Annotated in this window: 26 protein-coding genes; 13 read left to right on the plus strand and 13 right to left on the minus strand. The window is 41.6% G+C overall.

Annotated elements, in window-relative coordinates:
* Positions 1 to 17: 17 nt before the first annotated feature.
* Complete coding sequence (locus HEQ19_31080; GenBank protein WZI66925.1) at positions 18 to 323, plus strand: hypothetical protein; 306 nt, start codon at positions 18 to 20, stop codon at positions 321 to 323.
* On the opposite strand, the gene HEQ19_15930 is transcribed toward HEQ19_31080, so the two are convergent.
* Together HEQ19_15930 and HEQ19_15935 are read right to left on the minus strand one after the other, a co-directional pair.
* Positions 297 to 1,610: a TldD/PmbA family protein gene (locus HEQ19_15930; GenBank protein ID WYM00776.1), complete on the minus strand. Its 1,314-nt coding sequence runs from the start codon at positions 1,608 to 1,610 to the stop codon at positions 297 to 299. The two genes, HEQ19_31080 and HEQ19_15930, sit on opposite strands and share 27 nt — an antisense overlap.
* 190 nt (positions 1,611 to 1,800) lie before the next feature.
* Complete coding sequence (locus HEQ19_15935; protein WYM00777.1) at positions 1,801 to 2,664, minus strand: Tab2/Atab2 family RNA-binding protein; 864 nt, start codon at positions 2,662 to 2,664, stop codon at positions 1,801 to 1,803.
* Between the two features lie 285 nt (positions 2,665 to 2,949).
* Between HEQ19_15935 and HEQ19_15940 the strand changes: the two genes are divergently transcribed.
* Positions 2,950 to 4,323: an AAA-like domain-containing protein gene (locus HEQ19_15940; protein WYM00778.1), complete on the plus strand. Its 1,374-nt coding sequence runs from the start codon at positions 2,950 to 2,952 to the stop codon at positions 4,321 to 4,323.
* Positions 4,324 to 4,497: 174 nt separating this feature from the next.
* Here HEQ19_15940 and HEQ19_15950 read toward each other — a convergent pair whose 3' ends face one another.
* The 3 genes from HEQ19_15950 to HEQ19_15960 form a co-directional block, all read right to left on the minus strand.
* The gene (locus tag HEQ19_15950; protein WYM00779.1) at positions 4,498 to 4,743 is read right to left on the minus strand and encodes a hypothetical protein; all 246 of its coding nucleotides are present in this window, start codon (positions 4,741 to 4,743) and stop codon (positions 4,498 to 4,500) included.
* 140 nt (positions 4,744 to 4,883) lie between these two features.
* Positions 4,884 to 5,459 carry a hypothetical protein gene (locus tag HEQ19_15955; GenBank protein ID WYM00780.1) on the minus strand — a complete coding sequence of 192 codons (576 nt, stop codon included), beginning with the start codon at positions 5,457 to 5,459 and terminating at the stop codon, positions 4,884 to 4,886.
* A 305-nt stretch (positions 5,460 to 5,764) separates the two neighbouring features.
* A complete protein-coding gene (locus HEQ19_15960; protein ID WYM00781.1) occupies positions 5,765 to 6,373 on the minus strand; it encodes a hypothetical protein in 609 nt (202 codons plus the stop codon).
* Between the two features lie 292 nt (positions 6,374 to 6,665).
* Between HEQ19_15960 and HEQ19_15965 the strand changes: the two genes are divergently transcribed.
* Together HEQ19_15965 and HEQ19_31085 are read left to right on the plus strand one after the other, a co-directional pair.
* Entirely contained in the window at positions 6,666 to 8,363 is a 1,698-nt protein-coding gene (locus HEQ19_15965; protein WZI66926.1) for an AAA-like domain-containing protein, read from the plus strand.
* The gene (locus HEQ19_31085; protein WZI66927.1) at positions 8,336 to 8,818 is read left to right on the plus strand and encodes a hypothetical protein; all 483 of its coding nucleotides are present in this window, start codon (positions 8,336 to 8,338) and stop codon (positions 8,816 to 8,818) included. Before HEQ19_15965 ends, HEQ19_31085 begins: the two co-directional genes overlap by 28 nt.
* A gap of 564 nt (positions 8,819 to 9,382) precedes the next feature.
* On the opposite strand, the gene HEQ19_15970 is transcribed toward HEQ19_31085, so the two are convergent.
* Complete coding sequence (locus tag HEQ19_15970) at positions 9,383 to 11,437, minus strand: PatA/PatG family cyanobactin maturation protease (protein WYM00782.1); 2,055 nt, start codon at positions 11,435 to 11,437, stop codon at positions 9,383 to 9,385.
* A 67-nt stretch (positions 11,438 to 11,504) separates the two neighbouring features.
* On the opposite strand from HEQ19_15970, the gene HEQ19_15975 reads away from it, so the two are divergent.
* From HEQ19_15975 to HEQ19_15990, 4 genes are all read left to right on the plus strand, one after another.
* Positions 11,505 to 11,921, plus strand: a complete 417-nt coding sequence (locus HEQ19_15975) for a XisH family protein (GenBank protein ID WYM03445.1) — start codon at positions 11,505 to 11,507, stop codon at positions 11,919 to 11,921.
* Complete coding sequence (locus tag HEQ19_15980) at positions 11,909 to 12,244, plus strand: XisI protein (GenBank protein ID WYM00783.1); 336 nt, start codon at positions 11,909 to 11,911, stop codon at positions 12,242 to 12,244. The genes HEQ19_15975 and HEQ19_15980 overlap by 13 nt, the downstream gene beginning before the upstream one ends.
* Positions 12,245 to 12,285: 41 nt before the next feature.
* Positions 12,286 to 12,891, plus strand: a complete 606-nt coding sequence (locus HEQ19_15985) for a hypothetical protein (GenBank protein WYM00784.1) — start codon at positions 12,286 to 12,288, stop codon at positions 12,889 to 12,891.
* 257 nt (positions 12,892 to 13,148) lie between these two features.
* A complete protein-coding gene (locus HEQ19_15990; protein WYM00785.1) occupies positions 13,149 to 13,466 on the plus strand; it encodes a hypothetical protein in 318 nt (105 codons plus the stop codon).
* Here HEQ19_15990 and HEQ19_15995 read toward each other — a convergent pair.
* A complete protein-coding gene (locus tag HEQ19_15995) occupies positions 13,432 to 14,298 on the minus strand; it encodes a LynF/TruF/PatF family peptide O-prenyltransferase (protein WYM00786.1) in 867 nt (288 codons plus the stop codon). The two genes, HEQ19_15990 and HEQ19_15995, sit on opposite strands and share 35 nt — an antisense overlap.
* 427 nt (positions 14,299 to 14,725) lie before the next feature.
* Positions 14,726 to 14,869 (minus strand): anacyclamide/piricyclamide family prenylated cyclic peptide, encoded by a 144-nt coding sequence (locus tag HEQ19_16000; protein WYM00787.1) that lies wholly within the window; start codon positions 14,867 to 14,869, stop codon positions 14,726 to 14,728.
* 142 nt (positions 14,870 to 15,011) lie between these two features.
* On the opposite strand from HEQ19_16000, the gene HEQ19_31090 reads away from it, so the two are divergent.
* A complete protein-coding gene (locus HEQ19_31090) occupies positions 15,012 to 15,146 on the plus strand; it encodes a hypothetical protein (GenBank protein ID WZI66928.1) in 135 nt (44 codons plus the stop codon).
* An 87-nt stretch (positions 15,147 to 15,233) separates the two neighbouring features.
* On the opposite strand, the gene HEQ19_16005 is transcribed toward HEQ19_31090, so the two are convergent.
* Positions 15,234 to 15,392, minus strand: coding sequence for an anacyclamide/piricyclamide family prenylated cyclic peptide (locus HEQ19_16005; protein WYM00788.1), 159 nt, complete (start codon positions 15,390 to 15,392; stop codon positions 15,234 to 15,236).
* Positions 15,393 to 15,614: 222 nt separating this feature from the next.
* The gene (locus HEQ19_16010; GenBank protein WYM00789.1) at positions 15,615 to 15,767 is read right to left on the minus strand and encodes an anacyclamide/piricyclamide family prenylated cyclic peptide; all 153 of its coding nucleotides are present in this window, start codon (positions 15,765 to 15,767) and stop codon (positions 15,615 to 15,617) included.
* 267 nt (positions 15,768 to 16,034) lie between these two features.
* Between HEQ19_16010 and HEQ19_16015 the strand changes: the two genes are divergently transcribed.
* The 3 genes from HEQ19_16015 to HEQ19_16025 all read left to right on the plus strand — a co-directional run bounded on the left by HEQ19_16015 (position 16,035) and on the right by HEQ19_16025 (position 18,536).
* Positions 16,035 to 18,002 carry a PatA/PatG family cyanobactin maturation protease gene (locus HEQ19_16015; protein WYM00790.1) on the plus strand — a complete coding sequence of 656 codons (1,968 nt, stop codon included), beginning with the start codon at positions 16,035 to 16,037 and terminating at the stop codon, positions 18,000 to 18,002.
* A gap of 130 nt (positions 18,003 to 18,132) precedes the next feature.
* Positions 18,133 to 18,333, plus strand: a complete 201-nt coding sequence (locus HEQ19_16020) for a cyanobactin biosynthesis system PatB/AcyB/McaB family protein (protein WYM00791.1) — start codon at positions 18,133 to 18,135, stop codon at positions 18,331 to 18,333.
* Positions 18,334 to 18,347: 14 nt separating this feature from the next.
* Entirely contained in the window at positions 18,348 to 18,536 is a 189-nt protein-coding gene (locus HEQ19_16025; protein WYM00792.2) for a cyanobactin biosynthesis PatC/TenC/TruC family protein, read from the plus strand.
* A gap of 31 nt (positions 18,537 to 18,567) precedes the next feature.
* Here HEQ19_16025 and HEQ19_16030 read toward each other — a convergent pair whose 3' ends face one another.
* From HEQ19_16030 to HEQ19_16040, 3 genes are all read right to left on the minus strand, one after another.
* Positions 18,568 to 18,777 (minus strand): DUF29 family protein, encoded by a 210-nt coding sequence (locus HEQ19_16030; GenBank protein WYM00793.1) that lies wholly within the window; start codon positions 18,775 to 18,777, stop codon positions 18,568 to 18,570.
* A 101-nt stretch (positions 18,778 to 18,878) separates the two neighbouring features.
* Positions 18,879 to 21,206 (minus strand): ATP-dependent helicase, encoded by a 2,328-nt coding sequence (locus HEQ19_16035; GenBank protein ID WYM00794.2) that lies wholly within the window; start codon positions 21,204 to 21,206, stop codon positions 18,879 to 18,881.
* A gap of 29 nt (positions 21,207 to 21,235) precedes the next feature.
* Positions 21,236 to 21,424 carry a hypothetical protein gene (locus tag HEQ19_16040; GenBank protein ID WYM00795.1) on the minus strand — a complete coding sequence of 63 codons (189 nt, stop codon included), beginning with the start codon at positions 21,422 to 21,424 and terminating at the stop codon, positions 21,236 to 21,238.
* Positions 21,425 to 21,572: 148 nt separating this feature from the next.
* Here HEQ19_16040 and HEQ19_16045 point away from each other — a divergent pair, with 148 nt between their 5' ends.
* Positions 21,573 to 24,491 (plus strand): PAS domain S-box protein, encoded by a 2,919-nt coding sequence (locus HEQ19_16045; protein ID WYM00796.1) that lies wholly within the window; start codon positions 21,573 to 21,575, stop codon positions 24,489 to 24,491.
* Positions 24,492 to 24,522: the final 31 nt, after the last annotated feature.

Raw genomic sequence — 24,522 nt, forward strand, 5'->3', positions numbered from 1 at the left:
AGGCCAAATTTAATTTTTTGTCATTTGTCATTTGTCATTTGTCATTTGTCATTTGTCATTTGTTATTTGTCATTTGTCATTTGTCATTTGTCATTTGTCATTTGTCATTTGTCATTTGTCATTTGTCATTTGTTATTTGTTATCAAGACTTACGCAAGAACTCATTACTCATTACTCATTACTCATTACTCATTACTCATTACTCCTTACTCATTACTCATTACTCCTTACTCATTACTCATTACTCCTTACTCCTTACTCATTACTCATTACTCATTACTCCTAACTCCCCTCCCTTAATTATTTCTACTCGTGGTGGATAGTCCTTCTACTATCAGAGAGGGTGTATAACAAGAACCATTCCAATCGGCATCGCCACCTAATTTCACCAATTGTTTGAGGGCTGTATAGACGTTACCAGCCACCATAGTATCCTTAACACGTCCAATGACTTGACCATTTTGCACGCGGTAGCCCAAGTCAACATTGATCGAAAAGTCGCCAGAAATGCTGCTAGCACCACCAAGCATTTGGTCTACAATTAAGCCATGATGCATATCGTCGATTAAATCTTGGAATGATGGTGAACTGGGCTGAATGAGGAAATTAAATAAACCAGGGGTGGGATAACTGCCTAAATCAGGACGAAAACCATTACCAGTAGTGCCAATACCTAATTGACGCCCAGTAGTGCGATCGCCATAAAAATTTTGTAAAATACCGTTTTTGATAAATACTAAAGAATTGGTTGGGGTGCCTTCATCATCAAAAGGGCAACTGTAAGGGCCTGCTTCGGGGTCCTGATAAAGGGTAAAATCGGTGGCGATGACTTGTTTACCTAAGCGTTCTGCCCAGGGGGAAGATTTTTCTAGCACATGCTTACCATTTAAAGCCGCTTGGACAGTTCCCCATAGCATATCTGCAGCTTTAGAGGTGAACAAAATGGGGATGCGACCGTTAGGGGGTGGGACATTTTCTCTTGCCCAAATTAACCGTTGTAAAATTTGGTGAGCTAATTTATCAGGGTGCAAGCTGTCCCGTTGGGTTTGACCATCAGCAACACTTAAAAAATCATCGCCTCGAACCCATTCGGCTGACATATAACAGCTGAGGGTAGTGTCAGTGTAGTAGCAATCCAAACCTTGAGTGTTGACAAGTCTGGTGGTTTCCACATCACATTCCCAGTCACCATTGCAAAGTACATCGGGATAGACTTGGCGAATGATGGCGATCGCTTCTTTGCTCCAGTTAATTAAAACCTCTATGGGGACACTTTTTCCCAAATCTGGGTAAAATGGCTGAAAATTACTGCCTAACTCTAATGGTTCGGGTGGATTGAGTTGACTCAAGGCTAGCGATCGTTCTACCATCGCTTGGGCTTGCACAGAACCATAAGCCACCGTCAGTCCAGGGCGCCCGTTTCGCCACAACCGCAGGGCGGTACCTTCAGATTGGCTGGTTTCGATTTGTTTGAGGCGGTTAGCCTCAAAAAACACCGGTCGAGAAAGCGATCGCGACTGATACACTTCAGCTGCTTCGGCGCCCGATTTGATGGCTAGTTCCAGCAGCTGTTCTGCTAGTGTATCTTGCGTGTAATTTTCAGAATCCATGACTGTTGCTGAATTGTGGATTGCGGACTTTAAACCACAGATGTACGCTGATGGATGCTGATCATCATCCAAAAATCATCCCCCTCTATCGACGGTTAGAATTTTAAACCGCCGATGAATCCAGATGGACACTGATAATTATCCCAAATCTTGGGCTTGTATCAGCAACTCTCGACCGTTCCCCAACACTTTATGGCAAATTGACCTCTTGTAGCAGCCAAAGCCCAGCAAAGGATTCTGCTTGAGGATCGGACTGTACACCAATGAAATGGACTCCATTGGCTTTTTGCTTGGCGTCTTCAAACCCTTTGGCTTCTGCTAAGGTTTGCGCGTTTTTGATATTTGCCAAAATCCAGCTTTCATTCACACCAGTTTCTAAAATCAATCTCTCCCCAATGCTTGTGTCAAATTTCAAGAAAGCCAAATCTAAACCAGACATCCAGCCTGCTAGAGGTAAAGCCCTAGGTGAGAAAATCAAAACACCAGGAATTATGGTTTCTTTTGATACCTGCGCCACCTCTAGAGGGAAAGCTTCCCCAAAGCCAATTTCCCATTCTGGCATCTCTGCAAAATCTCCAGCCGTTAAGGAGACAAATACCCACTGCTTTCCTTCCAAAGCATCTGGTAAGCGTTGCGGTAAGGGTGTTTCTAAACGCACTGAAGGATTAGTTCCGCCTTGATAACCTGGTTCTAGAGGATACACTTCCTCCATCCGCTGTTTTAGCCATTGATTCAGCACTAAGGTGCGGCGGCTAGCTTGGGCGGGTATTCCCACATCTTCGCAAGCTTTCATAATCATATTGTTCATTTGGCGGCGAAAAAAGCGAATTTTGATTGGCGCTTCTGGCGCTTGATTAATCGCCTCCTGTAATACTGTCCGCAACCAACCCGAATTTACCTCGGTACTGGAGCAATATTTAGCATAGCGAAACAGAGAATCAGTCTCGCTGCGGATATCTAAAGGACTCTCGCAAATCAAGACTTCCCAAACTTTTTTTTGTTTTTCGTCCAAAATCGGACGGGAGTAAAAATCGAGTTCCCAAATACTGCCCATGTTTTAAGATGAAAATCTGGCGACTTCATATTGCTCTGATATTTTCATCATAAGAGGTTGAGCAGCTCTGCGCGCATGAGCTTTGCCCAGATGGATTTCTGCAGAGAATTATTACATTGAAATTCAGTCTGACACCAAAGATGCCCTAAACTTTCAGTGTATATTTATTTACGTTCACTGTCCTAACTCGTGAAAAACTATACCCGTAGGGGCACGGCAGTGCCGTGCCCCTACACCTCGCAATATGATATAATGTTTTACTGCATCTGAATGGAACCCGCTATAATGAACTTTGATGAAGGATTGCAAGTTTTAGATGCAGCTGTCTTCGCCAAGATAGAAAGACATCTCAAAGATGTGGAAATAATCATCCTTAAAGGCTCATGGCAAGGTTTAAGTTATGATCAAATTGCCAATAATGAAGGTTATGCAGCCAAGTATCTTAGGCAAGATGTCGGTTTTAAACTGTGGAAGTTACTTTCAGAAGCATTAGGGGAAGAGGTTAATAAAACTAATTTTCGCGCAGCAGTCGAGCGCTGTCGCAGCGTTTTTATGAAAGGCTCGCAATTGAGCAGTAAAAATACTCTTTCAGAAGAAGTACAAAACCTAGAATCTTGGATTCCAGAAAATTCTAGCACTGTTAAAAATGAATTTGTGCCAGAATATCCAGAAGGTTCAGTACCTCTAAATTCGGAATTTTACATCCAGCGGCTAATTGACGCACGCTGTTATGAAACAATTCTCCAACCCGGTTCTTTAATTCGCATTAAAGCCCCTAATCAAATGGGTAAAACATCCCTGCTTGATAGAATTATCGCTCACTCAAATCAGCAGGGATACCATACAGTGCGCTTAAACTTCTTGCAAGCCGAAGCAACTGTGTTTAGTAATTTAGATAAATTTTTGCGGTGGTGCTGTGCTTATGTGAGCTATAAATTAAAACTACCTTCATTATTAAATGAATCTTGGGATGAATATAGGGGTAGTATTATTAATTGTACCACATATTTTGAAGATAATATTTTAACTACAATCAACAGTAATTTAGTGTTGGCATTAGATGAAGTAGATAGAGTTTTTCAATATCCTGAAATTTCCCAAGGTTTTTTTGCCATGCTGCGGAGTTGGCATGAAGAAGCAAAGACTGTTGAAATTTGGGAAAATTTACGCTTAATTGTAGTACATTCCACAGAAAATTATGGTTCATTAGATATAAATCAATCACCCTTCAATGTTGGGTTAGTAGTTGAATTAACCGAATTCAATCAAGAGCAAATAGAAGACTTAGCCCAGCGTCACCAACTTGATTACAATCAAGCCCAAGTGCAGCAATTAATGTCTATGCTGGGAGGACATCCGTATTTAGTTAGATTGGCACTCTATCAGCTTGCATTTGGGCAAACACTAGAAAAATTATTACAAAATGCTCCCACAAATGCGGGAATTTATGAAGAACATTTACGGCGGTTCCTGAATACTTTTAAACTAAATCCTCATCTAGCTGAGGCATTTATGCAAGTAGTTACGGCAACAGAGCCAGTTAGTATAGCAACTATGCCAGCATATCAGTTATACAGCATGGGACTTGTTAAGAGGGTTGGCGATAAATTAGTTCCACGCTGTCAGTTATATCAACAATATTTTCGGGAGCATTTATAGTTATAGCATTTCTCTGTTTCTTGGTAGACAGCCGCAGGAATAATTACTTCATCAAATAACTGATTTAAAATCTCTAATTTATTAATCAAAGATAGAGCAATAAGCGGTGTTGAATTAACGACAATCTTCATTGCGGTTGAATTTTAGCAGCTATTTCTCGGCTAGTTTGCACTTCTAATTGCCATTCTTCTTCTGTATAGTCAATGACCGAAAAGCCATTGGTTCGGTATGTAAACCAGTTGCAGAAATGACGTTAGTTGTCAGAGTTGTTGGTGCATCCCTATCTGTTGATTGTGCTGTTGCTGGTGAAATATGGGAAGTCAGGAGAATCGTACCAGTAGCTATGACGCTTAAAAGCATTCCTGCTGAAAATGGAAATTTATGTTGAGTGTGGCGCTGGCGTAAGTTAATTTTAGACATGACATAACTCCGAGATTTTGTAGTAGTAATTTGTTGAGCGCGTAATTGAGGTTTGTTAACCCCGTGTCAATAGCTTTGTATTGATTTATATGATTGTCTTTTTGGTTTTATGCAGTGCATCCTGATTTTTCACACCAACATTATCCTTCGTCAGAACATCCTGTACTAGGACCGCTTAAAGAATAGTTATCAACTTGAACCCAGCTATCTTGTCCTAATGCCCAAAAACCTGTAAAAATGTTATAAGTTGATGCGTTACCAGTTCGGAACTGTAGCGTCAGCTTCGTATATTGTGGTAGAGTGCCAAACTTGAGTTCAGACCAAACTTTCTGTTGGGTATCGCGAACCCCGAAGTATCCATCTGTAACATTGCCTGATGTCCGCACATAGGCTTCCAAGATATAGTTAGAATTTGGCTTGAGACGTACTTCCTGACGAATTCCATTCCAACCAGAAACATTCCGCATCCAGGCATTATTTCTACCTTGAAAACTGTATCCTTTATTAATGTCGAAACCTGCACGTCCTTCAGTTTTCCAATAAGACGATGGCTGTTGTTCAAAACCAAGATTACTATAAGGTGATGCACATATTGCTTGTCCTTGTTTGATGGAAATGTTTGTTAATAATATCGAACTAACAGCAACAGTCAAAATGTTAATTAATAACCCTTTGGTAAGTAAGCTTCGATTCTGACGTAATTTTATCAAGGACATGGGATATCTCCAATATTTTGTAGAAGTGAATATTTGTGGATAGGGTGAATTAGGTCTATCAATTACGTGGGCTTTGTATTGACTTATATGATTGATTTTTCGGTTTTATGCAGTGCATCCTGATGTTTCACACAAAACCCAATACGGTTCAGTTAGAGCCAAAAACCTTGACCCATGTAGGTTGGGTTGAGGAACGTAGACCCGCAGGGGCGAAGCACAGGCTAACCCAACATTTGGCGGGTTTGTTGGGTAACGCATTGCCTCAACCCAACCTACAATTTTCTTTATCCCCGTGAACGGTTGCGTTATTTGTAAGTAACAGTAACCTTGCGCGAACCTGAATTCCAGTAAATTGCGCCTCCTTGAAAATAGCTAACTCGCTGTCCCGCAGAGCCACTAGATTGTTCGTCGGAAATTGGATAACCTAAGCGGCTTCTTTCACGCCCCATGCTTACCCATTGTGTCCGAATATCACCATACACCGCATAAGCACCAGTGCTGGGATGCCAGTAAATTGATGCGTTATTCTCAAAATCATTGAATCGTCCTCCATTAGCAGCAGGAAGCTCATCGGTAATGGGATAGCCCAAGCCATTTTCCCGCCCAAGTTGGTTCCACTTCACACCAATGAGTCCGTAGACAGCGTGTGCGCCCAAGTTGGGATGCCAATAAATAAAACCATTTTGGAACTCATTGTACCGTCCTCCTCTGGCAGCAGGCAGTTCATCGGTTTTAGGATCACCAACTGGGCTTCTAGAACCACCCATGCTTGCCCATTTATCAAAAATAAGCCCGTAGATTGCTTGTGCGTATACCGGCTGGTTCAGCACTAACGGCATCGTTACAACTGAAACCGGAATCACTGACAGGACTGCAAGTGTTGTTAATCCAAAACCGAGTTTTTTAACTTTCATAAAATTTCCTTTGTCTTTGTGAGATAGTAAACTGACCGTTAACTAAGATTATGTTCTTTGATTTAATTGCTGTCTATACCTAAAAAATCAGTAGTTTAACTAAGAAAGTTAACCCTAAACAATCAGTTTCTCATGAGAAAGTTAGTAAATGTCATAAAAAGTCAGGTAAATTCCAAAATATATGTTTTTTCTAGAGAAACCCTATAAAGTGTAATTACTCAGTTTAATCTATTTATTTGCCTTTAGCAGTAGAATTTTAAACTAGTCTATTGAACTTAAACCATTAAGAATTATGACATATTTCAACTACTACAAACTCGGAGGTAGCCTAGAATATCAACACCCGACTTATGTAGTGCGTCAAGCTGATTCTGACCTATACGAAGGGTTAAAAAATGGCGACTTATGTTATGTCTTAAACTCGCGACAGATGGGTAAGTCTAGCTTGCGAGTACATATCATGAAACAGCTTAAAGAACAAGGAATAAAATGTGCTTCTGTTGACTTGACAAGAATTGGTAGCCATGTAACTCCTTCAGAATGGTATGGAGGATTTGTTTCTGAGTTGTTGCGGGGTTTTGGTTTATCCAAAAAAGTGAATTTTGGAACTTGGTGGCGAGAACGTGAATTTTTACCGCCAAAACAGCGATTGAGTGAATTGATTGATGATGTAATATTAACGGAATTTACCGGAAGAATCATTATCTTTATTGATGAAGTTGACAGTATTTTAAGGGTCAGTTTTAAAGATGATTTTTTCGCCTTTATTCGTGCTTGTTATAATCAACGAGCAGATAATCCAGAATATCAGCGTCTGACTTTTTGTTTGTTGGGGGTGGCGACTCCCTCAAATTTAATTGCTGATAAAAATCGCACACCTTTTAATATAGGTCGAGCTATCGAATTAACGGGATTTCAATTAGATGAAGTAGCAGCTTTGGTTCATGGTTTAGAAGGAAAAATTACCAGACCAAAAGCGATACTTGAAGAGGTGTTAAAGTGGACTGGCGGACAACCATTTTTAACTCAAAAGCTTTGTCAATTAATTTGTATTTCTGGTGAGTCATTCCCAGCGTATCAGGAAAGGGAGTGTGTCGAGGAATTGGTACAAACGCAAATCATCCAAAATTGGGAAGCGCAGGATGAGCCTGAGCATTTACGAACAATTCGCGATCGCCTTTTACAAAATGCGGAAAATCAGACTGGGCGATTGTTGGGATTATATCAGCAAATCTTACAACAGGGAGAAATACCCGCAGATGATAGCCCTGAACAAATGCAATTGCGGCTAACTGGATTAATTGTTAAACAGCAAGGTAAATTGCGAATTTATAATTGCATTTATGCCGAGATATTTAATCAAGCATGGCTGGATAAAGTATTGACAAATATTCGACCATATGCACAAGGATTAAATGCTTGGGTTACTTCCAACTTTCAGGATGAGTCGCGTTTATTGCGTGGTCAAACTTTGCAAGATGCTCGTAATTGGGCTACAGATAAAGGTTTAAGCGATTTAGATCGACGATTTTTAGACGCTAGTCAGGAATTAGAAAAGCGGGATGTTCAAAAGCGATTGCAAGCCGAAGCAGAAGCATCAACAATTTTGGCTGAAGCCAACGAGGTTTTATTCGTAGCCAATAAAAAAGCTAAACGACGAATTAAGATTGGAGGGAGAATATTAGCGATCGCCATAATTTTAGCGATGGTTGCTGGAATTTGGGCAAATATGATGATCAAGGATATACAACGGGAGAGAATCAAATTTCTGAGTATCTCTTCCAATGGTTTATTAAACTCAAATAAAGAACTTGATGCTTTAGTCGCAGCCTTAAAAGCAGCCATTCAATTGAAATCAGCAACTTGGGCAGATGTTAACACTAAAGAATCGGTAAGATTAGCATTACAACGTGCAAGACAATTACCTCTGGTCATAATGACGGCACAATTAAACTTTGGAATTTGCAGGGTAAGAACATCAAAACCTTAAGAGGACATAATAGTTATGTTACAAATGTTCGTTTCAGTCCTGATGGTCAAACAATTGGCTCTGCAAGTCAGGATAAAACTATTAAACTCTGGAGTTTAGACGGTCAGGAACTGAAAACTTTTAAAGGTCATACTGCCGGAATTACTAGATTTAGCTTTAGTCCTGATGGTAAAATTCTTGCATCTGCAAGTAATGACCGCACAATCCGACTTTGGAATGTAAAAAATGGTCAGGAAATTAAAACTATTGAGGGGTATGGTTATGCTTTTTTTAATGTCAGCTTTAGTCCTGATGGGAAAAAAATTGTTTCCGTCAGTGATGATGGACTTGTTGAACTTTGGAATGCAGAAACTCTCGATTTTCAGCAGCTAATTAATCGGGGTTGTAACTGGTTGGATGATTATCTCAATAATAATCCCAATGTAAACGAGACTGATAAACATATTTGTAAATAAAAACAAGGAATTAATTATGGATCGTCGTCAATTTTTAGCTTTAGCTGCAGTTAGTTACCTTGCGAATTTGGTTCTTGCGTACTTAACGTGCTAAATTTTTAATTACAGTCGATAACTTTGCTTTACAATCAAGGCTTACAGGCGCTTCTAGCCAAAAACTTAATCATCTGACCTAAAACGCAGGAAATAATGGCTGTCATCTCAGCCAATCAAGTGTTTCAAGCTTATTTTTCAAAAAATTTAGCACGCTAAGTACGCAAGACCCGCAATTTCCAGCCCTTACAGCATCAAAAATACCTCAGTTACACCTCCCATTATGACTTAAAATCCACTCAGTAGATCGGGTATTCATTTTGGTATTTTCCGCAAGCAAAAAGGCATCTTGCTTACTCATTTTTCTTGATGGTAAATGATGGGTTTTGCCTCAATACAGTTCAGTTAAGGAAAATTGTCGTAGGGGCACGGCACGAATAAAATTGTCATTAGAACAAAAAAATTTTGGATGTTCCCTACAGTGTATATGATTCGAGCCTAACTGAACTGTATTGGGTTTTACCTGCTATATTATTTTGGCACCGACCAAGAATGCACTTTCCCCAAGGTGACAGGAATTCTATCTTTGACATCAATTGTAAATTGATAAACTTTCTTCGCCCTGCGGCCATTTTCGGGGTCAAAAAATTTCAGTTTCACATCCCAACAATCACTATCAAGGCGACAGAAGGGACTTTTTTCTAGTTCAATGCTGTCAAGTTGCATACCTCTGGCGACGGCTTCGGCAAAGCTAGAAGCAGCTTGAAAAGCATTAGTAGCAGCGAAATTCAGCGCCCGATCTTTGGAAGTTTGCCCTAAGTTGCTGAGGTCATAATATACCCTTTGCAAAAAGCTGATGAGGGATTTACGTAATTGGGTTTCGTCAGCCGTGGCTTGGGAACTCACACTTTGCAAAGCTGCATCTACTAAGCTGTTAACTTTCCAGCCGTAAATTCCTCGCGTGTTAATTAATGTAATTACCGGCACAACTTCCCCAGAAAACAGTTCCACGGTTCTGTCAGTTAACTTACCGGGAATACTCACTCTTTCAATATAATCTTCGCTGTCTTCCGGTTCAATTTGTCCCGCTAACAATAATTGCAAAGTTTCGTAAACATCCGCCGCAAAGCCGCCAACTGCTTCAATAGCATAAATGGGCGTCAATTCCTGGTTGAGTGTCCAGATTAAAGATTTACCTTCTGCGGGGTTTTGTTCTAGGTAATCGACAATCTGACGGGCATCGTAAGGATTAGCGGGTGCTATTATACCATCAATTTCTACCGCTGGCATCAGTTGTTTAAAGGAATCCCGTCTGGCTTCACTGCCGAAGTCGTAGCCTATGATACCCAAGGCGTAGACAAGCTTTGAAGCAGCGCTGGGGGTAATGGCTTCAGTTGTTTCACTCACAGCAATAGTAGCAACCGCTACCCCAGATTCTCGTTCCCAGCCAGAGGCTGGGAATGCCTTCTGTAAGGCTCTGCCTTCTGATATAATTAGAGGATCTGCCTCTATACTGGCATTCCCAGATACAACCAGGGAACGAGGAACAGATGTTAACGCCTCTCCCGTGACTAACTCATAAGCACCGGGAATATTTAATTTACCCAGCAAGCAGCGTTCCGGTTCTTCTACTTCTTCAGGGTCGCAGGGAATGGCACTATTTAAAATGGCTTGACGCACTGCTTCGGCGTTGGGTTGTTCACCTCGTTGCAATTGCAGACTCATCAACAAGGCAGAAATACCTGTAACAATAGGTGCGGCGCAACTTGTCCCTTTTTCGCGGATGGGTTCTTCTGTTCCCGGTTGTGCGCCTAAGATATTTTCGCCGTTAGCCATGACACCTTTATGTTGATACTCTCCCCCGTAGTTGCTAAATTTAAACGGCTGTCCATCATCGCGGATTGCACCCACGGTGATGACACCAGGGAGAATCGCAGGAATACACCAACATTCACCTTTATCATTGCCACCGGGAGCTACAATTAGAATATTATTATCCTGGCATTGTTTCACAGCACGGGCAAATAAATCTGGGGCTACTCCAGTTTGGGTGGGGTGACAAGCGGCGATATGGATGATATTTGCACCCCATTGCAAAGCCGTGTTAATGGCGTGGGTGAGATTGACGGGAGAAATGAAATTATCGTCAGCGAAAGAAATGGGAATATTAATTGCTGTACACAGGGGTGCAATCCCAGGGGCTGGTGTGCCGTGTTGCCCTAAGATAGTGCTAGAAATGTGCGTAGCATGGCTAGATAATTCGATGCGTCGCCTAATAGCTGCGGGGAAGGGTGCAAAAAAGGCTTCTCGTTCTTCTTTCGCTGCTTCTTTATCGTGGTCTGGGTCTGATTTTTTGGCTTTTTGTTGTTGGTTAAATTCTAAATATAAGTTGAGATAATAAAAGTATTCTTCGTTAAGTTCGATATCTTCTGCCCAGTAGGGTTTAAATTGAGTAAAATTTGCACCTTGAAAGCAACTGCGTTCTAAGTCTGCTGGACCGTCGAGGATAGCAATTCTAATGCGGTGGTCGCCTTTTGTGCGTGTCCAAATTTGGGGAATTCCGGGAATATCGGTAAGGTCTGGCATGGGTTTTGTGGGTGTTATAATTTGTGTTATAATTATGGATGAAAAGTCTAATTTTTTAATTAAATTAATGTCCGCTAAAGATATTTTTCATGATGCTGTTAGGATAGGGTTAGAAAAAGAAGGTTGGGTGATTACAGATGATCCTCTTGAAATTGAAATCGGTGGTGTTGAAATGTACATTGATTTAGGTGCAGATCAGATTTTGGCAGCCGAAAGAGAGGAAAATAAGATAGCAGTTGAGATTAAGAGTTTTATAGGATCATCCAATATTTCTCAATTTCATACAGCAGTTGGCCAATGTTTCAATTATCAGATTGCTCTTGAAGAAAAAGAACCAGAACGAGTTTTGTATTTGGCTGTTCCTTTAGGTACTTATCAAAGTTTTTTTACTTTACCATTTATTCAAATGGTGCTGCAACGTTCTCAACTGAAACTTATCGTTTATGATCCAGTAAATGAGGTAATTGTAAAATGGATAAATTAGAACAATATCGTGGTTATATCCAACAATTGTTAACGGAATATGCTCAACCAAGTTCGGAAAATTCTGAAATCGAAAAACAATTTATTTCTGATGTGGTTCATGACCATTATCAATTGGTATATGTTGGGTGGAAAAACAGAAGGCGTACTTATGGTTGTGTTTTGCATTTGGATATTAAAGATAATAAAATTTGGATACAACATGATGGAACTGAAATTGGCATAGCAGATGAGTTAGTTAAATTAGGAGTGCCGAAAGAAGATATTGTGTTAGCATTTCATGAACCTTTGGTGAGACAATATACAGGTTTTGCAGTTGGTTAATTGAAATATGAATTTAACAGAATTATGGGAAATAATTACCTATGTCCTACAGTGATTTTACTCTCAGGAAAGTCAAGCAAACCTTTGGGATAAATACCGTTGAAGGTAAAAGATTTCTGCCAGAAATTGAACCAATTGCTGCTAGTGCTACTCTGACAGATTTTTTAGAAGAAAGTTTACCCTTAGCCATAGCCACAGGAAGTGAAAAAGCACGTTCTGAGTTAATCATTAGTCCGGTTTTAGTAGAAGTCCGCAAGATTTTACAACGAAAAATTAGTCTATTCTCTGGTGCTGATTTTACTGTAGATACCGCTTTAGGATTGAATGGAGTTTGTGATTTTGTTCTCAGTCGTTCACCAGAACAGTTAGAAGTTGAAGCACCAGCAGTTATGATTGTGGAAGCAAAAAAATCAGACTTGAATCCAGGTATTGGACAGTGTATTGCCGAAATGATTGCTGCTCAAAAATTTAATGAAATTAATAATCAAGCTATTTCTCCAATTTATGGTAGTGTCACCAATGGTACTGCTTGGCGATTTCTGCAATTAACAGGACAAACTGTGACAATTGATTTTACAGATTATCCACTTCCTCCTGTTGATGTAATATTAGGCATTTTGATGTATATGGTAACTTCTGCTAATTAGTCAATCTTGAGTAGTCAATCTTGAGTAGGGTGCGTTACGGCTATGAAAATATTTGAGACAAAGAGAAAATGAAAATTAGCCGTAACGCACCAGATGATTTGGCGGTGCGTTAGGCGCTGGGATAGTTCTGTGGTGACAAATCATATCGAAAATATGCGCCTAACACACCCTACAGGCAATCTTGATTCACAGCTAAGTTAAGATATATATATGTCAATTGTCATCTAGTCCTCCATCATATAAAATCAAAAACTTTTATGAAAGCCATCCAAGCTACAGGAAAAATCGATGCTGAAGGTCAATTATCTTTAGATAAACCCATTCAAGTAACTGTACCTAGTTCAGTGCGAGTGATTATTTTATTTGCAGAATCAGAAGCTGATACCACTGAATTTTCGCAAAATATTAGTGAATATCAACAGCGTCATCTCATGTCGTCAAAGGAATTAGCACAGGAATTAAAACAGGCGTTGACTGAGGCTGGCTATGACTCTAGAGAGAAAATTATTGACCTTGTGCAAGAGGTGAAAAGAGAAATAATCAACTCATTTGGTAATACAAGCTTAAATTTGTAATTGCTCCACTAATTAACTCTTTCTCAGGAAAACCCACAATTACATGATTTACTGGTTTATTTATATAAAAATTATGAACTCGTTTTGCCATATCATTCCTTAAGTTGTAGATAAAGTTATTCGGGTCTAACGGGTGATAATGAAGAGTTTTCTCTTGCTTATCTCTGCTCAAAGAAACCGTAAAATTTGAAGAATATTTCAATAATTCTAAAGCCGATGTTGATAAAACTTTTGCTAGTTGAAGCTGGACATCAACTCGTTCAAATTCATGTCGCTTAATTTCAGGATACAGCTTGATATCACTACGACCATTGAAGCAAAAATCAAAACCGACTAATAAATAATTGCCAACTATAAGCGCTCGCAAATCTTGACTGTCGCCATGTATAGCAATTGCGGTTTCAACTTTTTCTGGATAGTCTTTAATGATAAACCAGAATTTTAATCGGGAATCTTCAAATTCATTTCGCAAATCTATTCCTGTAAAAATTGTTGACACTTTTCTAAAATCAAAGTCATTGCCCAAAAATTGCTCGATTAGTCCATAATCAAACTTCACATCAGCCCTCGCTTCTACTTTGCGGAAAAAATTAAGCACATGATTGAATTGCTGCTGGTAGTTATCCCGAAACAATATGTTAAACCGAGCGGCATAAATTTTATCTTGTTCCAATTTACAGGAACACTCAATTGCACAATCTTTAATTTTTTCTACAAAGCTTTCAAAAATATCTAGAGGATAGAAATATTCAATATCAAAAGCTTGTTTATGTTCGTTAATATAACGAATATTATGATTTACATTGTTCAGATTTTGATTAGATACAATCATTATCAATTATTATTCCTTTAATTATGCCTAGAAAAACTCGAACTTTCAAACGTGGATATTATTATCACATTACTACCAGTTGCAAAGTTAATGTTACTTGTTTCGTGGACAACTTCTTCAGAATTAAAGAAGACTTTGTTGGTGAAAAAGACTGTTATTAGTGAAGGGTAATAATTCCAGCAGTCGCAATTCACCAGAAACTTTTAGTTAGTGCGATCGCACTTTGTCATACTTTTGAAAAAGCGATCGCTCTATCAACAAGGTATTGTTAGCCAGAGCGATCGCTTTTCTCACCCCCCCGTACCAGGTATCCGAAACCCCCGAACTGACAGAGGTTTAAGGTCAATTCATCGAGACGAACCGTGCTACAAGGGAAGTGGAAAAAGACTTTTGACCTTTTTTGAGGTGAGTGATAGAATTGAGGTGACTACTCCGCCCCGTCACCCGCAAAAGGACTGTCGCTCGTGTTGTGCCGCCATTGGGGTGTCACCTGACCCTGTTGGTCAGAGGTGGCTGTGGTTTCTCTTGCTACAGGTGCAGCTTGTTGGGGGCGCAAGTTTCTCTTTTTCATGAGATTTTCCTTTTGTAATTGTACTTGTTTTGTGGACAACTTCTTCACAATTGAAGAAGACTTTGTTGGTGAATTTGACTGTTATTAGTGAAGGGTAATAATTCCACCAGTCGCAATTCACACCAAACTTTTTGTTAGTGCAATGCTGCTGAGGTTTGGCGATCGCTCGTGTCATACTTTTGAAAAAGCGATCGCTCTTGCTCAACATATTGTGATGAGCGCTTTTCTCACCCCCCCGTACCAGGTATCCGAAACCCCCGAACTGACAGAGGTTTAGGGTCAATTCATCGAGGCGAACTGTGCTACAAGGGATGTAGAAAAAGACTTTTGACCTTTTTTGAGGTGAGTGATAGAATTGAGGTGACTACTCCGCCCCGTCACCCGCAAAAGGAGCAAATTCATTTCCATTTTGCCATTCCCATGAGCCAAAAAGGGGTGTCACTTGACCCTGTTGGTCAGAGGTGGCTGTGGTTTCTCTTGCTACAGGTGCAGCTTGTTGGGGGCGCAAGTTTCTCTTTTTCATGAGATTTTCCTTTTGTAATTGTACTTGTTTTGTGGACAACTTCTTCACAATTGAAGAAGACTTTGTTGGTGAATTTGACTGTTATTAGTGAAGGGTAATAATTCCACCAGTCGCAATTCACACCAAACTTTTTGTTAGTGCAATGCTGCTGAGGTTTGGCGATCGCTCTATAGTTTTGTCCATGCGATCATGTCACACCACCCCCAGACTCCCGTGAAGCGACTACTCCGCCCCGTCTCCTGCAAATGGAGTACATTCTCTCGTCGCCAATACACAATATGTGCAGGCTGTCACCTGAGCCTGTTGGAAAGAGGTGGCTGTGGTTTCTCTTGCTACAGGTGCAGCTTGTTGGGGGCGCAAGTTTCTCTTTTTCATGGTATTCTTTTGCTTTGAAATGTAGTGCAAGCTTTTGACGAACGCGCAGCGTGATTAGGCTGGTTAAAGCATTGTTTAAAAACACACGTCTTGTCAATATGCTGCTATCTGAATGTTATCTATTCTCATATAAGTAGGGGTTGCTGAAAATATTTGTTATTTTTCTTTACACAAAGATTAAGAAATTCTGTAATCCTCCAGAAATGACATGCTTTTATCTGTATGTTCATCTTTGTGCTTGCCAAATATTGGTTGCCCTAGCTTGAAATGCACAAAATTACACAAATACTAGGACTACAAAAACTATGGGCAGAAACTCAAGGTGATTCCAGCATTTGCATTGCCGTACTTGATGGGTTAGTTGACCAAAATCACCCCTGTTTTGCAGGTGCTGATTTAACCCGACTTCCCACCCTGGTGCAAGGTGAAGCTAACAATTATAGCTCCATGTCTGCTCACGGCACCCATATTGCTAGTATTATTTTTGGTCAACCTGATTCCCCTGTTGCAGGTATTGCGCCCCAATGTCGGGGATTAATCATTCCAGTGTTTAACAATGAAGGGCGCAAGCTTTCCCAACTAGATTTATCCCGTGCTATTGAACAAGCGGTGAATGCAGGGGCGCACATTATCAATGTCAGCGCTGGACAACTCACCGATAATGGTGAATCAGAAATTTGGCTAGATAAGGCTGTCCAACTGTGCAAAGACAACAATGTTTTAATTGTCGCCGCTGCGGGTAACGATGGTTGCGAATGCTTGCACGTTCCCGCCGCCTTAGCTAATGTTTTGGCGGTGGGTGCAATGGATAACGAGGGAAACCCCATAGACTTTAGTAACTGGGGCGAAAATTACCAAAATCAAGGCATTCTTGCCCCTGGTGACAACATTTTAGGCGCAAAACCGGGAGGGGGAACACAACGCCTCAGTGGTACTAGCTTTGCTACTCCCATTGTCGCCGGAGTTGCCGCTTTGCTGTTGAGTTTGCAAGCTCAAAAGGGCGCAAAACCAGACCCCCATCAAGTCAGAACAGCCTTGCTATCAACTGCCATACCTTGCGTACCAAATGATACTAATAATCAAGGTCGCTGTTTGGTTGGCAAGCTGAATATTTCTGATGCTTTAACATACATTTTAGGAGAAACCATGTCAGAGGAATTAGCATCCGTAGAAGCTGCTGGTTGTGGCTGTGGTGACACCGAACCCAACACCGCAGAATTAGCAATTAGTGAAACCACCGAAACTCCAGAAATAATTGCTGCAGCATCCACAGCCACTGCAACTATCCCATCATTCCCATCATTTCCCCAACAACCAACCCCCAGACCTACAGTTATGCCAAATCGTGCAGCAAATTACATCACCGCCAGCCAAGCACCAAGCGACCTAGCCCAAGCCAATTTAGTATATGCTTTGGGTACACTGGGTTATGATTTTGGTAGTGAAGCCAGACGGGACTCCTTTAAGCAATTAATGCCGGGAATTGAAATTGAGGGTACATCAGTTCCCGCTAACCCTTATGATGCCCGGCAGATAGTGGATTATTTAGGAGATAATCTTTCGGAAGCCAAGTCTTTAATCTGGACATTAAATTTAGAATTAACCCCCATTTATGCCATTGAACCAGGGGGCGCTTTTGCCAGAGATGTCTATTCTATTTTACAAGAATTACTATCTGGACAAATTCAAGCAGAAGATAGCAATGATTATGTAGAGAGAGTGAGTATTCCTGGTGTTTTATCTGGACGCAGCGTCAAATTATTTTCTGGTCAAGTCGTCCCGGTAATTGAGGTTCACAACACCAGGGGACTTTATGGCTGGAAGGTAAACACCTTGGTGAATGCAGCTATTCGCACCGTCCAAGCCCAAGCTACAGAAGCCCAAGAAGATGCTATTCGCCGCACTTTGGGTAGTTTCCTCAGCCGGATTTACTACGACTTACGCAATTTAGGCACAACTTCCCAAGATCGGGCGTTGAATTTCGCCTCTACCAATGCTTTTCAAGCTGCTTCCACCTTCGCCGAAGCCGTGGCTACAGGTATGGAATTGGATAGTATTACAGTGGAGAAAAGCCCCTTCTGTCGCCTAGATAGCGATTGTTGGGATGTGAAATTGAAATTCTTCGACCCAGAAAATAGCCGCCGCGCTAAGAAGTTATTCCGGTTTACAATTGATGTTAGCGATATTATTCCGGTGACTTTAGGCGAAGTGCGTACTTGGTCTACACCTTATTAATTGTTTGTGTTTGGTTAGCAGTAGGGTGCGTTATGGACTTTAGTCCTAACGCACCGAAACGAAAATCTCGGTGCGTTAGCCTGCGGCGTAACGCACCCTACAACATGAAAAATGCGGAAATAAACCACTTATGAGATTACCTAAACTGTCAAAGCCGGTCAAAAGACCCGATATTATTTATCCCCATCGGGCTGTGGATGTGATTCACGGTAGAGTTGAAGATTTAGTCAGCATTCGCATGGATTTATTGCACGGTGCTAACTATAATGACCCGGCTGCATTTCAAAATCGCAGCTATCAGCAAATTAAGTCTTCTTGTAGATGTATTTAGGAGTTACTAAAATCATGAGCAAAAAAGAGAAAGCCACCGCACAATCTAACCAAGCCCAAGAGGAGAAAATAGAAGAGATTAAAAGCCATCTTTTGGCTACTGGTCTAGAAGATTATGGTTTTTGGTGGCAAGAAATTGCTAAAATAAAATCCCAACAAACTGAGCAAGACAAGCCTTTCCGTCGCGGTCGCATTTGGAGTTAAATAGGGAAATGGGGATGCATCTATGCATCTCCTAATCTCGCAACCATTCCATATCAAGTAATTGGTCAAGTGAGTAAGGACATTCTGCGGGGAAAGTCACGGTATTTTGAGTTTTAATGTTGACAAATCCTAACGCATCTTTATAGATAGAATTCAATTCTGATACAATACCACTAAAACGCTGACACATGTAGGAGCGAGTGGGGGCACGGCATTGCCGTGCCCCTACAGCTGGTATCATATCGTGTGGATTTAGGGGTATCTAAAAATTTATCCGGCTAAACAAATAGTTTGAAATCGCGGGACTAGCACGGTAGGGGAGGGGCGCAAAGCCTTGCGCCCCTACGAATAAACACATTCGGGAAACTGTGACTTTAATGCTTTAAACACGGGACAAGGCGCTTGTTCTTGTAAATTCTCCGGTTTATTCCAAGTAAAGGGTGCCTTTAGCGCCGCAGACATCCACAATAGGCGCTTTGCCCTGGTCATGGCAACATAAAGTAAGCGGTACTCTTCGGCAGTTTTTAGGTGTTTTGCTTGTTCCCAAGCTTGGGTGACATCTGGTATGATAGATTGATTGTGGAGGGCTGCCCGAATTTGGGCGCGAGCTACTTCTGATAAGGTAAAGTCGCCTAAAAATTGGCTTTGGGGAGGTACCCAAAACCGACCGGGAATTAAGTTTTCGTGCAAAAAGGGCAGAAAAACGTAGTCCCAATCTAGCCCTTTGGCTTTGTGCATGGTAATTATGGTTAGTTGACCGGTACGGGTGTAACGCGCCTCTAAATCTTCTGTTTCTACTGCTTCAAACCGTTCGGAACTGACAATTTCACTTAAAGCTGCTAACATTGCTCCCATTGAACTATTACCAGCTATTTGCTGGTTGACTCGTTCTGCAAGTTTGTCTGCAGTCGCTAGTTCTGCTTGGTCGTAATTTAACGTCAAGGCGAGGAAGGAAATGATGTTATACATGGGTAATTCCAACCGAGCGCGGAGTAAACTACGACATAAGTGTGAGGCTTTTTGGATTGTTTCTAATTGGAGTGATGCTAAAGGCCCCGGATACAAAAACTCTTCAGGGAGACTAGCCAGGGCGTTGAGGTCTTGGGTGGGAATCAACTGGCGCGCTACTAAGACTTCGAGGGCAGCTTTGAGATAATCTGGAGAATGGGGGCGATCGCAAAATTGCAACAGTGCTAAAATCTCTTGGGGAATATGAGAACGGCGATCGCGTTCTCCTACGTCATAAAGTGTAATTTGATTCTCTTTGCATACAGGTGCAAGCGCCTCTGCTAGCCATCTTCCTTGGCGATGTTCTCGCACCAAAACTGCTGCACTGACTTTACTTGGGTCGTCCGCAAATAACTCTACCACTCGCTGAGAAAGCAATTCTACTGTGTGATGAATATCATGTGGAATATATAGTTCTAATCCCCCTCCCACTGGCGCTGGGTTAGCGTCTTTTTGTGGGTCGTCTGTGTCAACCGGGCGAATTTTTTGCGGACGGAAGGGGAGGGGGGCGATTGTCTGCTTGTCTCCTGGTTTCCTTGTTCCATAGAAACTATTGACCCATTCTAGGGCAAAGTTAGCAGCAGCGATAATCATTCGGGTACTGCGACCAGCTTGATCCATTGTCGCTAGTTTTTGGAGGCGATCGCACTCTTCGCAAAATTGCCGAAAATAAATCGGATCGGCTGGGGTAAAGGTGGAGTTAATCGCCTGGTTGGGGTCGCCTACTCGGATTAAGTTGATTGGGGATTGTTCATCAACCGAGATCTCCCCATCTGGCGAATCACTCGCCAAAATTTCTAATAACTTCGTCTGTAGGGGACTGGAATCTTGGGCTTCGTCTTCAAAGACGGCGAAAACTTGGTTTTGCTCGATGCGGCGAGCGCTATTGTTGTCAAGAACGCGCAAGGCTGCTAAAATCATATCGTCGTAGTCAATAAACTCACGCAATCGCATCAAGTTTTGATATTGCTCATACAATCCAGCCGCTATGGTCAAAATTCCATAGGCGTCTGTGGTTTGTTGGCTCCACTCTCTTAAGTTTTCGGGCGATAAACCAGAACTTTTGGCTTCGTGGATCACACTCATCGCCAAATCTGGCAATACCTCTGTTCGCAATACTGATTGGCGACGCAATCTTTCAGTTTCTTCTCCGTCAAATTGACTACCTTCTAGCAATTTTAAATAATGTCCCGGATTCTTGGCAATCCATTGCTCTACAGCAGTTCTAATAAAGCGATGACTTTGGTTAGCCGTGATTAATGTGACATTTTCTAACTGCAATTGGGATAAGTCTGGATGGCGACTGGCGATGTTCAAGGCTAGACCATGCAGGGTATAGACAAAAAAGCCTGTTTGTGGTAGAGATAAATCATCGCGTAAATATTTACGGATTTTGGCTTTGATATTAGCAGCAGCGGAGCGTGTAAAGGTAACAACTACCAGCTGACGCCGCCAGGTCGGGCGAGATTGGGTAGAACGCTGATATTGACGGGCGATCGCAATTGCTGCAGCCGCCGCCATCCCTGTAGATTTACCAGCACCAGGAACAGCAGAAACTGCCAATGGCCCTGATTCCCAGTCAGCCATTTGCTGTTGTCCGGGACGTAAACCATTACGAATGTGTGCTATCGCCTCTGTGCGGGCGCCAGAAACAGGCGACATCTGAGATTCGAGAGATTCTTGAGGCATTATTATATCGATAAAATTAGTATCTGACTCGATTTTGGATTTTGGATTGGAGTTTTAGCAATGCTATGCCCTATACCCCAATCCCCAATAGTAATGAGTAATGAGTAATGAGTAATGAGTAATGAGTAAATTAATCCAATCCCCAATCCCCAATCCCTGGTCACTGAGCGGAGCCGAAGTGCAATCCCCAATCCCTGGTCACTGAGCGGAGCCGAAGTGCAATCCCCGATCCGTGGGTGGAGTTTTTTATGCTTGATTTTAATATTTTACCTGAATTCACTTAGCAATTAAATAGAAAAGGGGAAAAATATTCAAATCATCCTTACCCCGTACCCGACCGTGAGTTTTGCACATACAGTCAAAAGTCAAAGCGTTTGTATTATTGATCCCAATGAAGCGGACCGTAGTCTCTATCGTCAGTTACTAGACCAGGATCATCGCTATCACTATGACATCGTAGAATTTGATACTGCTCAAGCTGGACTGGAATATTGCCTACAGCAGACGCCCACTCTGATTCTGTTGGATTTTATTTTACCTGATGCTAATGGGTTGGAGTTCTTGGAACAATTACAAAACTCTAACAGTACAAAAAAGATGCCAGTCATTATTTTAACTGGTCAGGGAGATGAAAATATTGCCGTACAGTTGATGAAAAGTGGTGCCCAGGATTATCTGGTCAAAGGAAAACTGACTCGTGAAGCCTTCTATCGTGCTTGCAATACGGTGAGGGAGCGGATGCAATTGATGCAGCAGCTAGAGCAGCAGCAGGAGCAGCAAAGGTTACTTGGGGCGATCGCTCTGCGGATTCGTCAATCTTTGAGCCTGGAAGTAGTCCTGAAGACCGCTGTGGATGAAGTCCGAAAGTTTCTCAAGGCTGACCGGGTACTAGTCTACCAGTTGCATCCAGATATGAGTGGTAATGTTGTCGCGGAATCTGTGTTACCGGGATGGACAAGTTGTCTTAATCTCTATCTGCAAGATATCTGCTTGATCAGAAATTTCTCCACCGGCTATGACCAAAAATATCGGTTAGCGGTAGCGAATATCCATACAGCCGGATTATCTCAATGTTATGTGCAGATGCTAGAGAGCTTTCAGGTGAAAGCGAAGATGGTGGTGCCGATTTTTTCCTATACTCAGCAGTCTGAAGGGTTGAATGCTGATTGTCTCCCGTGGGGTTTACTGATTGCTCACCAGTGTTCATCGCCCCGTCAATGGGAGCAATCGGAAATTGAACTGTTAGATCAATTATCGGTGCAAATGGCGATCGCTATTCAACAGGCGGAACTCTACCAAAACTTGCAAACCCTTAATACTCAACTGGAGGCTAAAGTAGAGGAACGTACCACAGAACTACAGGCGAGTGAGCGCAAATTCCGTGCCATTTTTGAGCAGAATTTCCAGTTTATTAGTCTGCTGATGCCAGATGGTATCCTTGTGGAAGTCAACCAAGCACCTATAGATTTTGTCGGTGCCAAACGCAGTGATTTCATCGGTAAATTCTTTTGGGAAACCCCCACTTGGAATCATTTTCCACAGCTAAAGCAGCGGTTACAAACGGCGATTGCTGAGGCGCGAGCGGGTAAATTGGTGCGTTATGAAGTCAATCTACCAAATCTGGCTGGTGTTGTCAAAACTTTTGATTTTTCGATCAAACCGATTCGAGATGATCATGGTAATGTGATTTTTTTGCTTGCAGAATCACGAGATATTACTGAAGGCAAACAGGCGGCAGCAGCTTTACAAAAACTCAATCAACAGTTGGAATTACGAGTAGAACGGCGGACATCTGACCTAGCGCAAGCCAATAGTAAATTACGCCAAGAAATTGCCCAACGTCAGATTATAGAAGCCACAGTCCTGCAACTTCAGCAACGTCTAGAGTTTTTAATTTTTTCCAGTCCCGGCGCAATTTATACTAGTAAAATATCAACAAACCACGAAACCACTTTTATTAGTGGTAATGTCAAAACTTTATTTGGTTATGATGCAGCAGAATTCACGACCAACGCTAGCTTCTGGCTAGATCGCGTTCATCCTGAAGATAAAAATTGGGTGCTGGGTGAAATGACACAATTACTGGAAAGAGATCGGGTTAACGTAGAATATCGTTTCTTAAACAAGAATCGAATTTATCGCTGGGTATTTGATCAGGCTAGCCTGGTACGCGATGAACAGGGAAATCCTGTAGAGGCTATAGGTTATTGGTTAGATATCAGCGATCGCAAACAAGCTGAGTTAGAGATAATTCAAAATCGGGATTTACGAGAAGCGATTTTTAACGAATCCGCTGATGCGATTTTCCTGGTAGATCCCAAATCCCTGTTGATTATCGACTGTAATCAGCAAGCAGTAGAGTTGTTTGAAGCAGTCAGCAAAACCGAACTGATAAATACGGAGGGATACCGCCTGCAAAAATATCAGTTTACTCCCGAAGAACAACAAGAGATTGCACAAGAGATGAAAAGACAAGGGTTTTGGAGTCGAGAAATTGAATATGTCACCCTCAAAGGTAATTTATTCTGGGGTAACTTAGCAGTGAAACAGATTAGTGTCGCCCTTAAAGCCATGAATTTGGTACGGGTAAGCGATATCAGCGATCGCAAGCGGAGTGAGGAACAAATCAGGCGATCGCTGGATGAAAAAGAGACGCTACTCAAGGAAATTCACCATCGGGTCAAAAATAACTTGCAAATTATTTCCAGCTTACTAAGAATGCAGTCGCGACGACCCCTAGATGAAGCAACTTCGATTCTCTTCCAAGAGTCCCAAAATCGGGTTCAATCGATGGCTTTGATTCATGAACAACTTTACCAATCACCAGATCTTTCCCAAATTGATTTTCAAAACTACATCAGCAAGCTCACTGACAACCTCTTCCGGTCTTACGGTATCAGCCAACGAGTAATCTCTCTTGTGATTGAAACCAATCACATCAATCTTCCTCTAGACACAGCGATTCCCTGCGGACTGATCATCAATGAATTGGTTTCTAATTCCCTCAAGTACGCTTTTCGTCGGGGACAGAAGGGTAAAATAATTATTAATCTCCAGTTAGCTCGCGACAATACAGTTGCCTTGACCGTTGGCGATAATGGTATTGGCATTCCCGAAACCCTAAATTGGGAAAATAGCCACACCCTAGGCTTAAGAATTGTTCATAATTTAACCAGACAGCTTAAAGGAAAGATTACCCTAGAACGCGATCGCGGTACGACCTTTCACATTACCTTTGCCAATACAAAAAAACACTAAGCAGACTTGTAGTCAAAAAGTTATGATGACT

The sequence above is a fragment of the Gloeotrichia echinulata CP02 genome, from assembly GCA_038087035.1.
Taxonomy (GTDB): Bacteria; Cyanobacteriota; Cyanobacteriia; order Cyanobacteriales; family Nostocaceae; genus Gloeotrichia; species Gloeotrichia echinulata.

Excerpts from the sequence above, each read along its gene's own strand:
- HEQ19_16005 (WYM00788.1), bottom strand. The coding sequence starts at position 15,392 with ATGAAAAAGAGAAACTTGCGCCCCCAACAAGCTGCACCTGTAGCAAGA.
- HEQ19_16030 (WYM00793.1), bottom strand. The coding sequence starts at position 18,777 with ATGATACCAGCTGTAGGGGCACGGCAATGCCGTGCCCCCACTCGCTCC.
- HEQ19_15950 (WYM00779.1), bottom strand. The coding sequence starts at position 4,743 with ATGTCTAAAATTAACTTACGCCAGCGCCACACTCAACATAAATTTCCA.
- HEQ19_15995 (WYM00786.1), bottom strand. The coding sequence starts at position 14,298 with ATGATTGTATCTAATCAAAATCTGAACAATGTAAATCATAATATTCGT.
- HEQ19_15960 (WYM00781.1), bottom strand. The coding sequence starts at position 6,373 with ATGAAAGTTAAAAAACTCGGTTTTGGATTAACAACACTTGCAGTCCTG.
- HEQ19_15985 (WYM00784.1), top strand. The coding sequence starts at position 12,286 with ATGTCCTACAGTGATTTTACTCTCAGGAAAGTCAAGCAAACCTTTGGG.
- HEQ19_15980 (WYM00783.1), top strand. The coding sequence starts at position 11,909 with ATGGATAAATTAGAACAATATCGTGGTTATATCCAACAATTGTTAACG.
- HEQ19_15975 (WYM03445.1), top strand. The coding sequence starts at position 11,505 with ATGTCCGCTAAAGATATTTTTCATGATGCTGTTAGGATAGGGTTAGAA.
- HEQ19_15990 (WYM00785.1), top strand. The coding sequence starts at position 13,149 with ATGAAAGCCATCCAAGCTACAGGAAAAATCGATGCTGAAGGTCAATTA.
- HEQ19_16025 (WYM00792.2), top strand. The coding sequence starts at position 18,348 with ATGAGCAAAAAAGAGAAAGCCACCGCACAATCTAACCAAGCCCAAGAG.
- HEQ19_15970 (WYM00782.1), bottom strand. The coding sequence starts at position 11,437 with ATGCCAGACCTTACCGATATTCCCGGAATTCCCCAAATTTGGACACGC.
- HEQ19_15935 (WYM00777.1), bottom strand. The coding sequence starts at position 2,664 with ATGGGCAGTATTTGGGAACTCGATTTTTACTCCCGTCCGATTTTGGAC.
- HEQ19_15930 (WYM00776.1), bottom strand. The coding sequence starts at position 1,610 with ATGGATTCTGAAAATTACACGCAAGATACACTAGCAGAACAGCTGCTG.
- HEQ19_16010 (WYM00789.1), bottom strand. The coding sequence starts at position 15,767 with ATGAAAAAGAGAAACTTGCGCCCCCAACAAGCTGCACCTGTAGCAAGA.
- HEQ19_16000 (WYM00787.1), bottom strand. The coding sequence starts at position 14,869 with ATGAAAAAGAGAAACTTGCGCCCCCAACAAGCTGCACCTGTAGCAAGA.
- HEQ19_16035 (WYM00794.2), bottom strand. The coding sequence starts at position 21,206 with ATGTCGCCTGTTTCTGGCGCCCGCACAGAGGCGATAGCACACATTCGT.
- HEQ19_15955 (WYM00780.1), bottom strand. The coding sequence starts at position 5,459 with ATGTCCTTGATAAAATTACGTCAGAATCGAAGCTTACTTACCAAAGGG.
- HEQ19_15940 (WYM00778.1), top strand. The coding sequence starts at position 2,950 with ATGAACTTTGATGAAGGATTGCAAGTTTTAGATGCAGCTGTCTTCGCC.
- HEQ19_31090 (WZI66928.1), top strand. The coding sequence starts at position 15,012 with ATGCTGCTGAGGTTTGGCGATCGCTCGTGTCATACTTTTGAAAAAGCG.
- HEQ19_15965 (WZI66926.1), top strand. The coding sequence starts at position 6,666 with ATGACATATTTCAACTACTACAAACTCGGAGGTAGCCTAGAATATCAA.
- HEQ19_16015 (WYM00790.1), top strand. The coding sequence starts at position 16,035 with ATGCACAAAATTACACAAATACTAGGACTACAAAAACTATGGGCAGAA.
- HEQ19_16020 (WYM00791.1), top strand. The coding sequence starts at position 18,133 with ATGAGATTACCTAAACTGTCAAAGCCGGTCAAAAGACCCGATATTATT.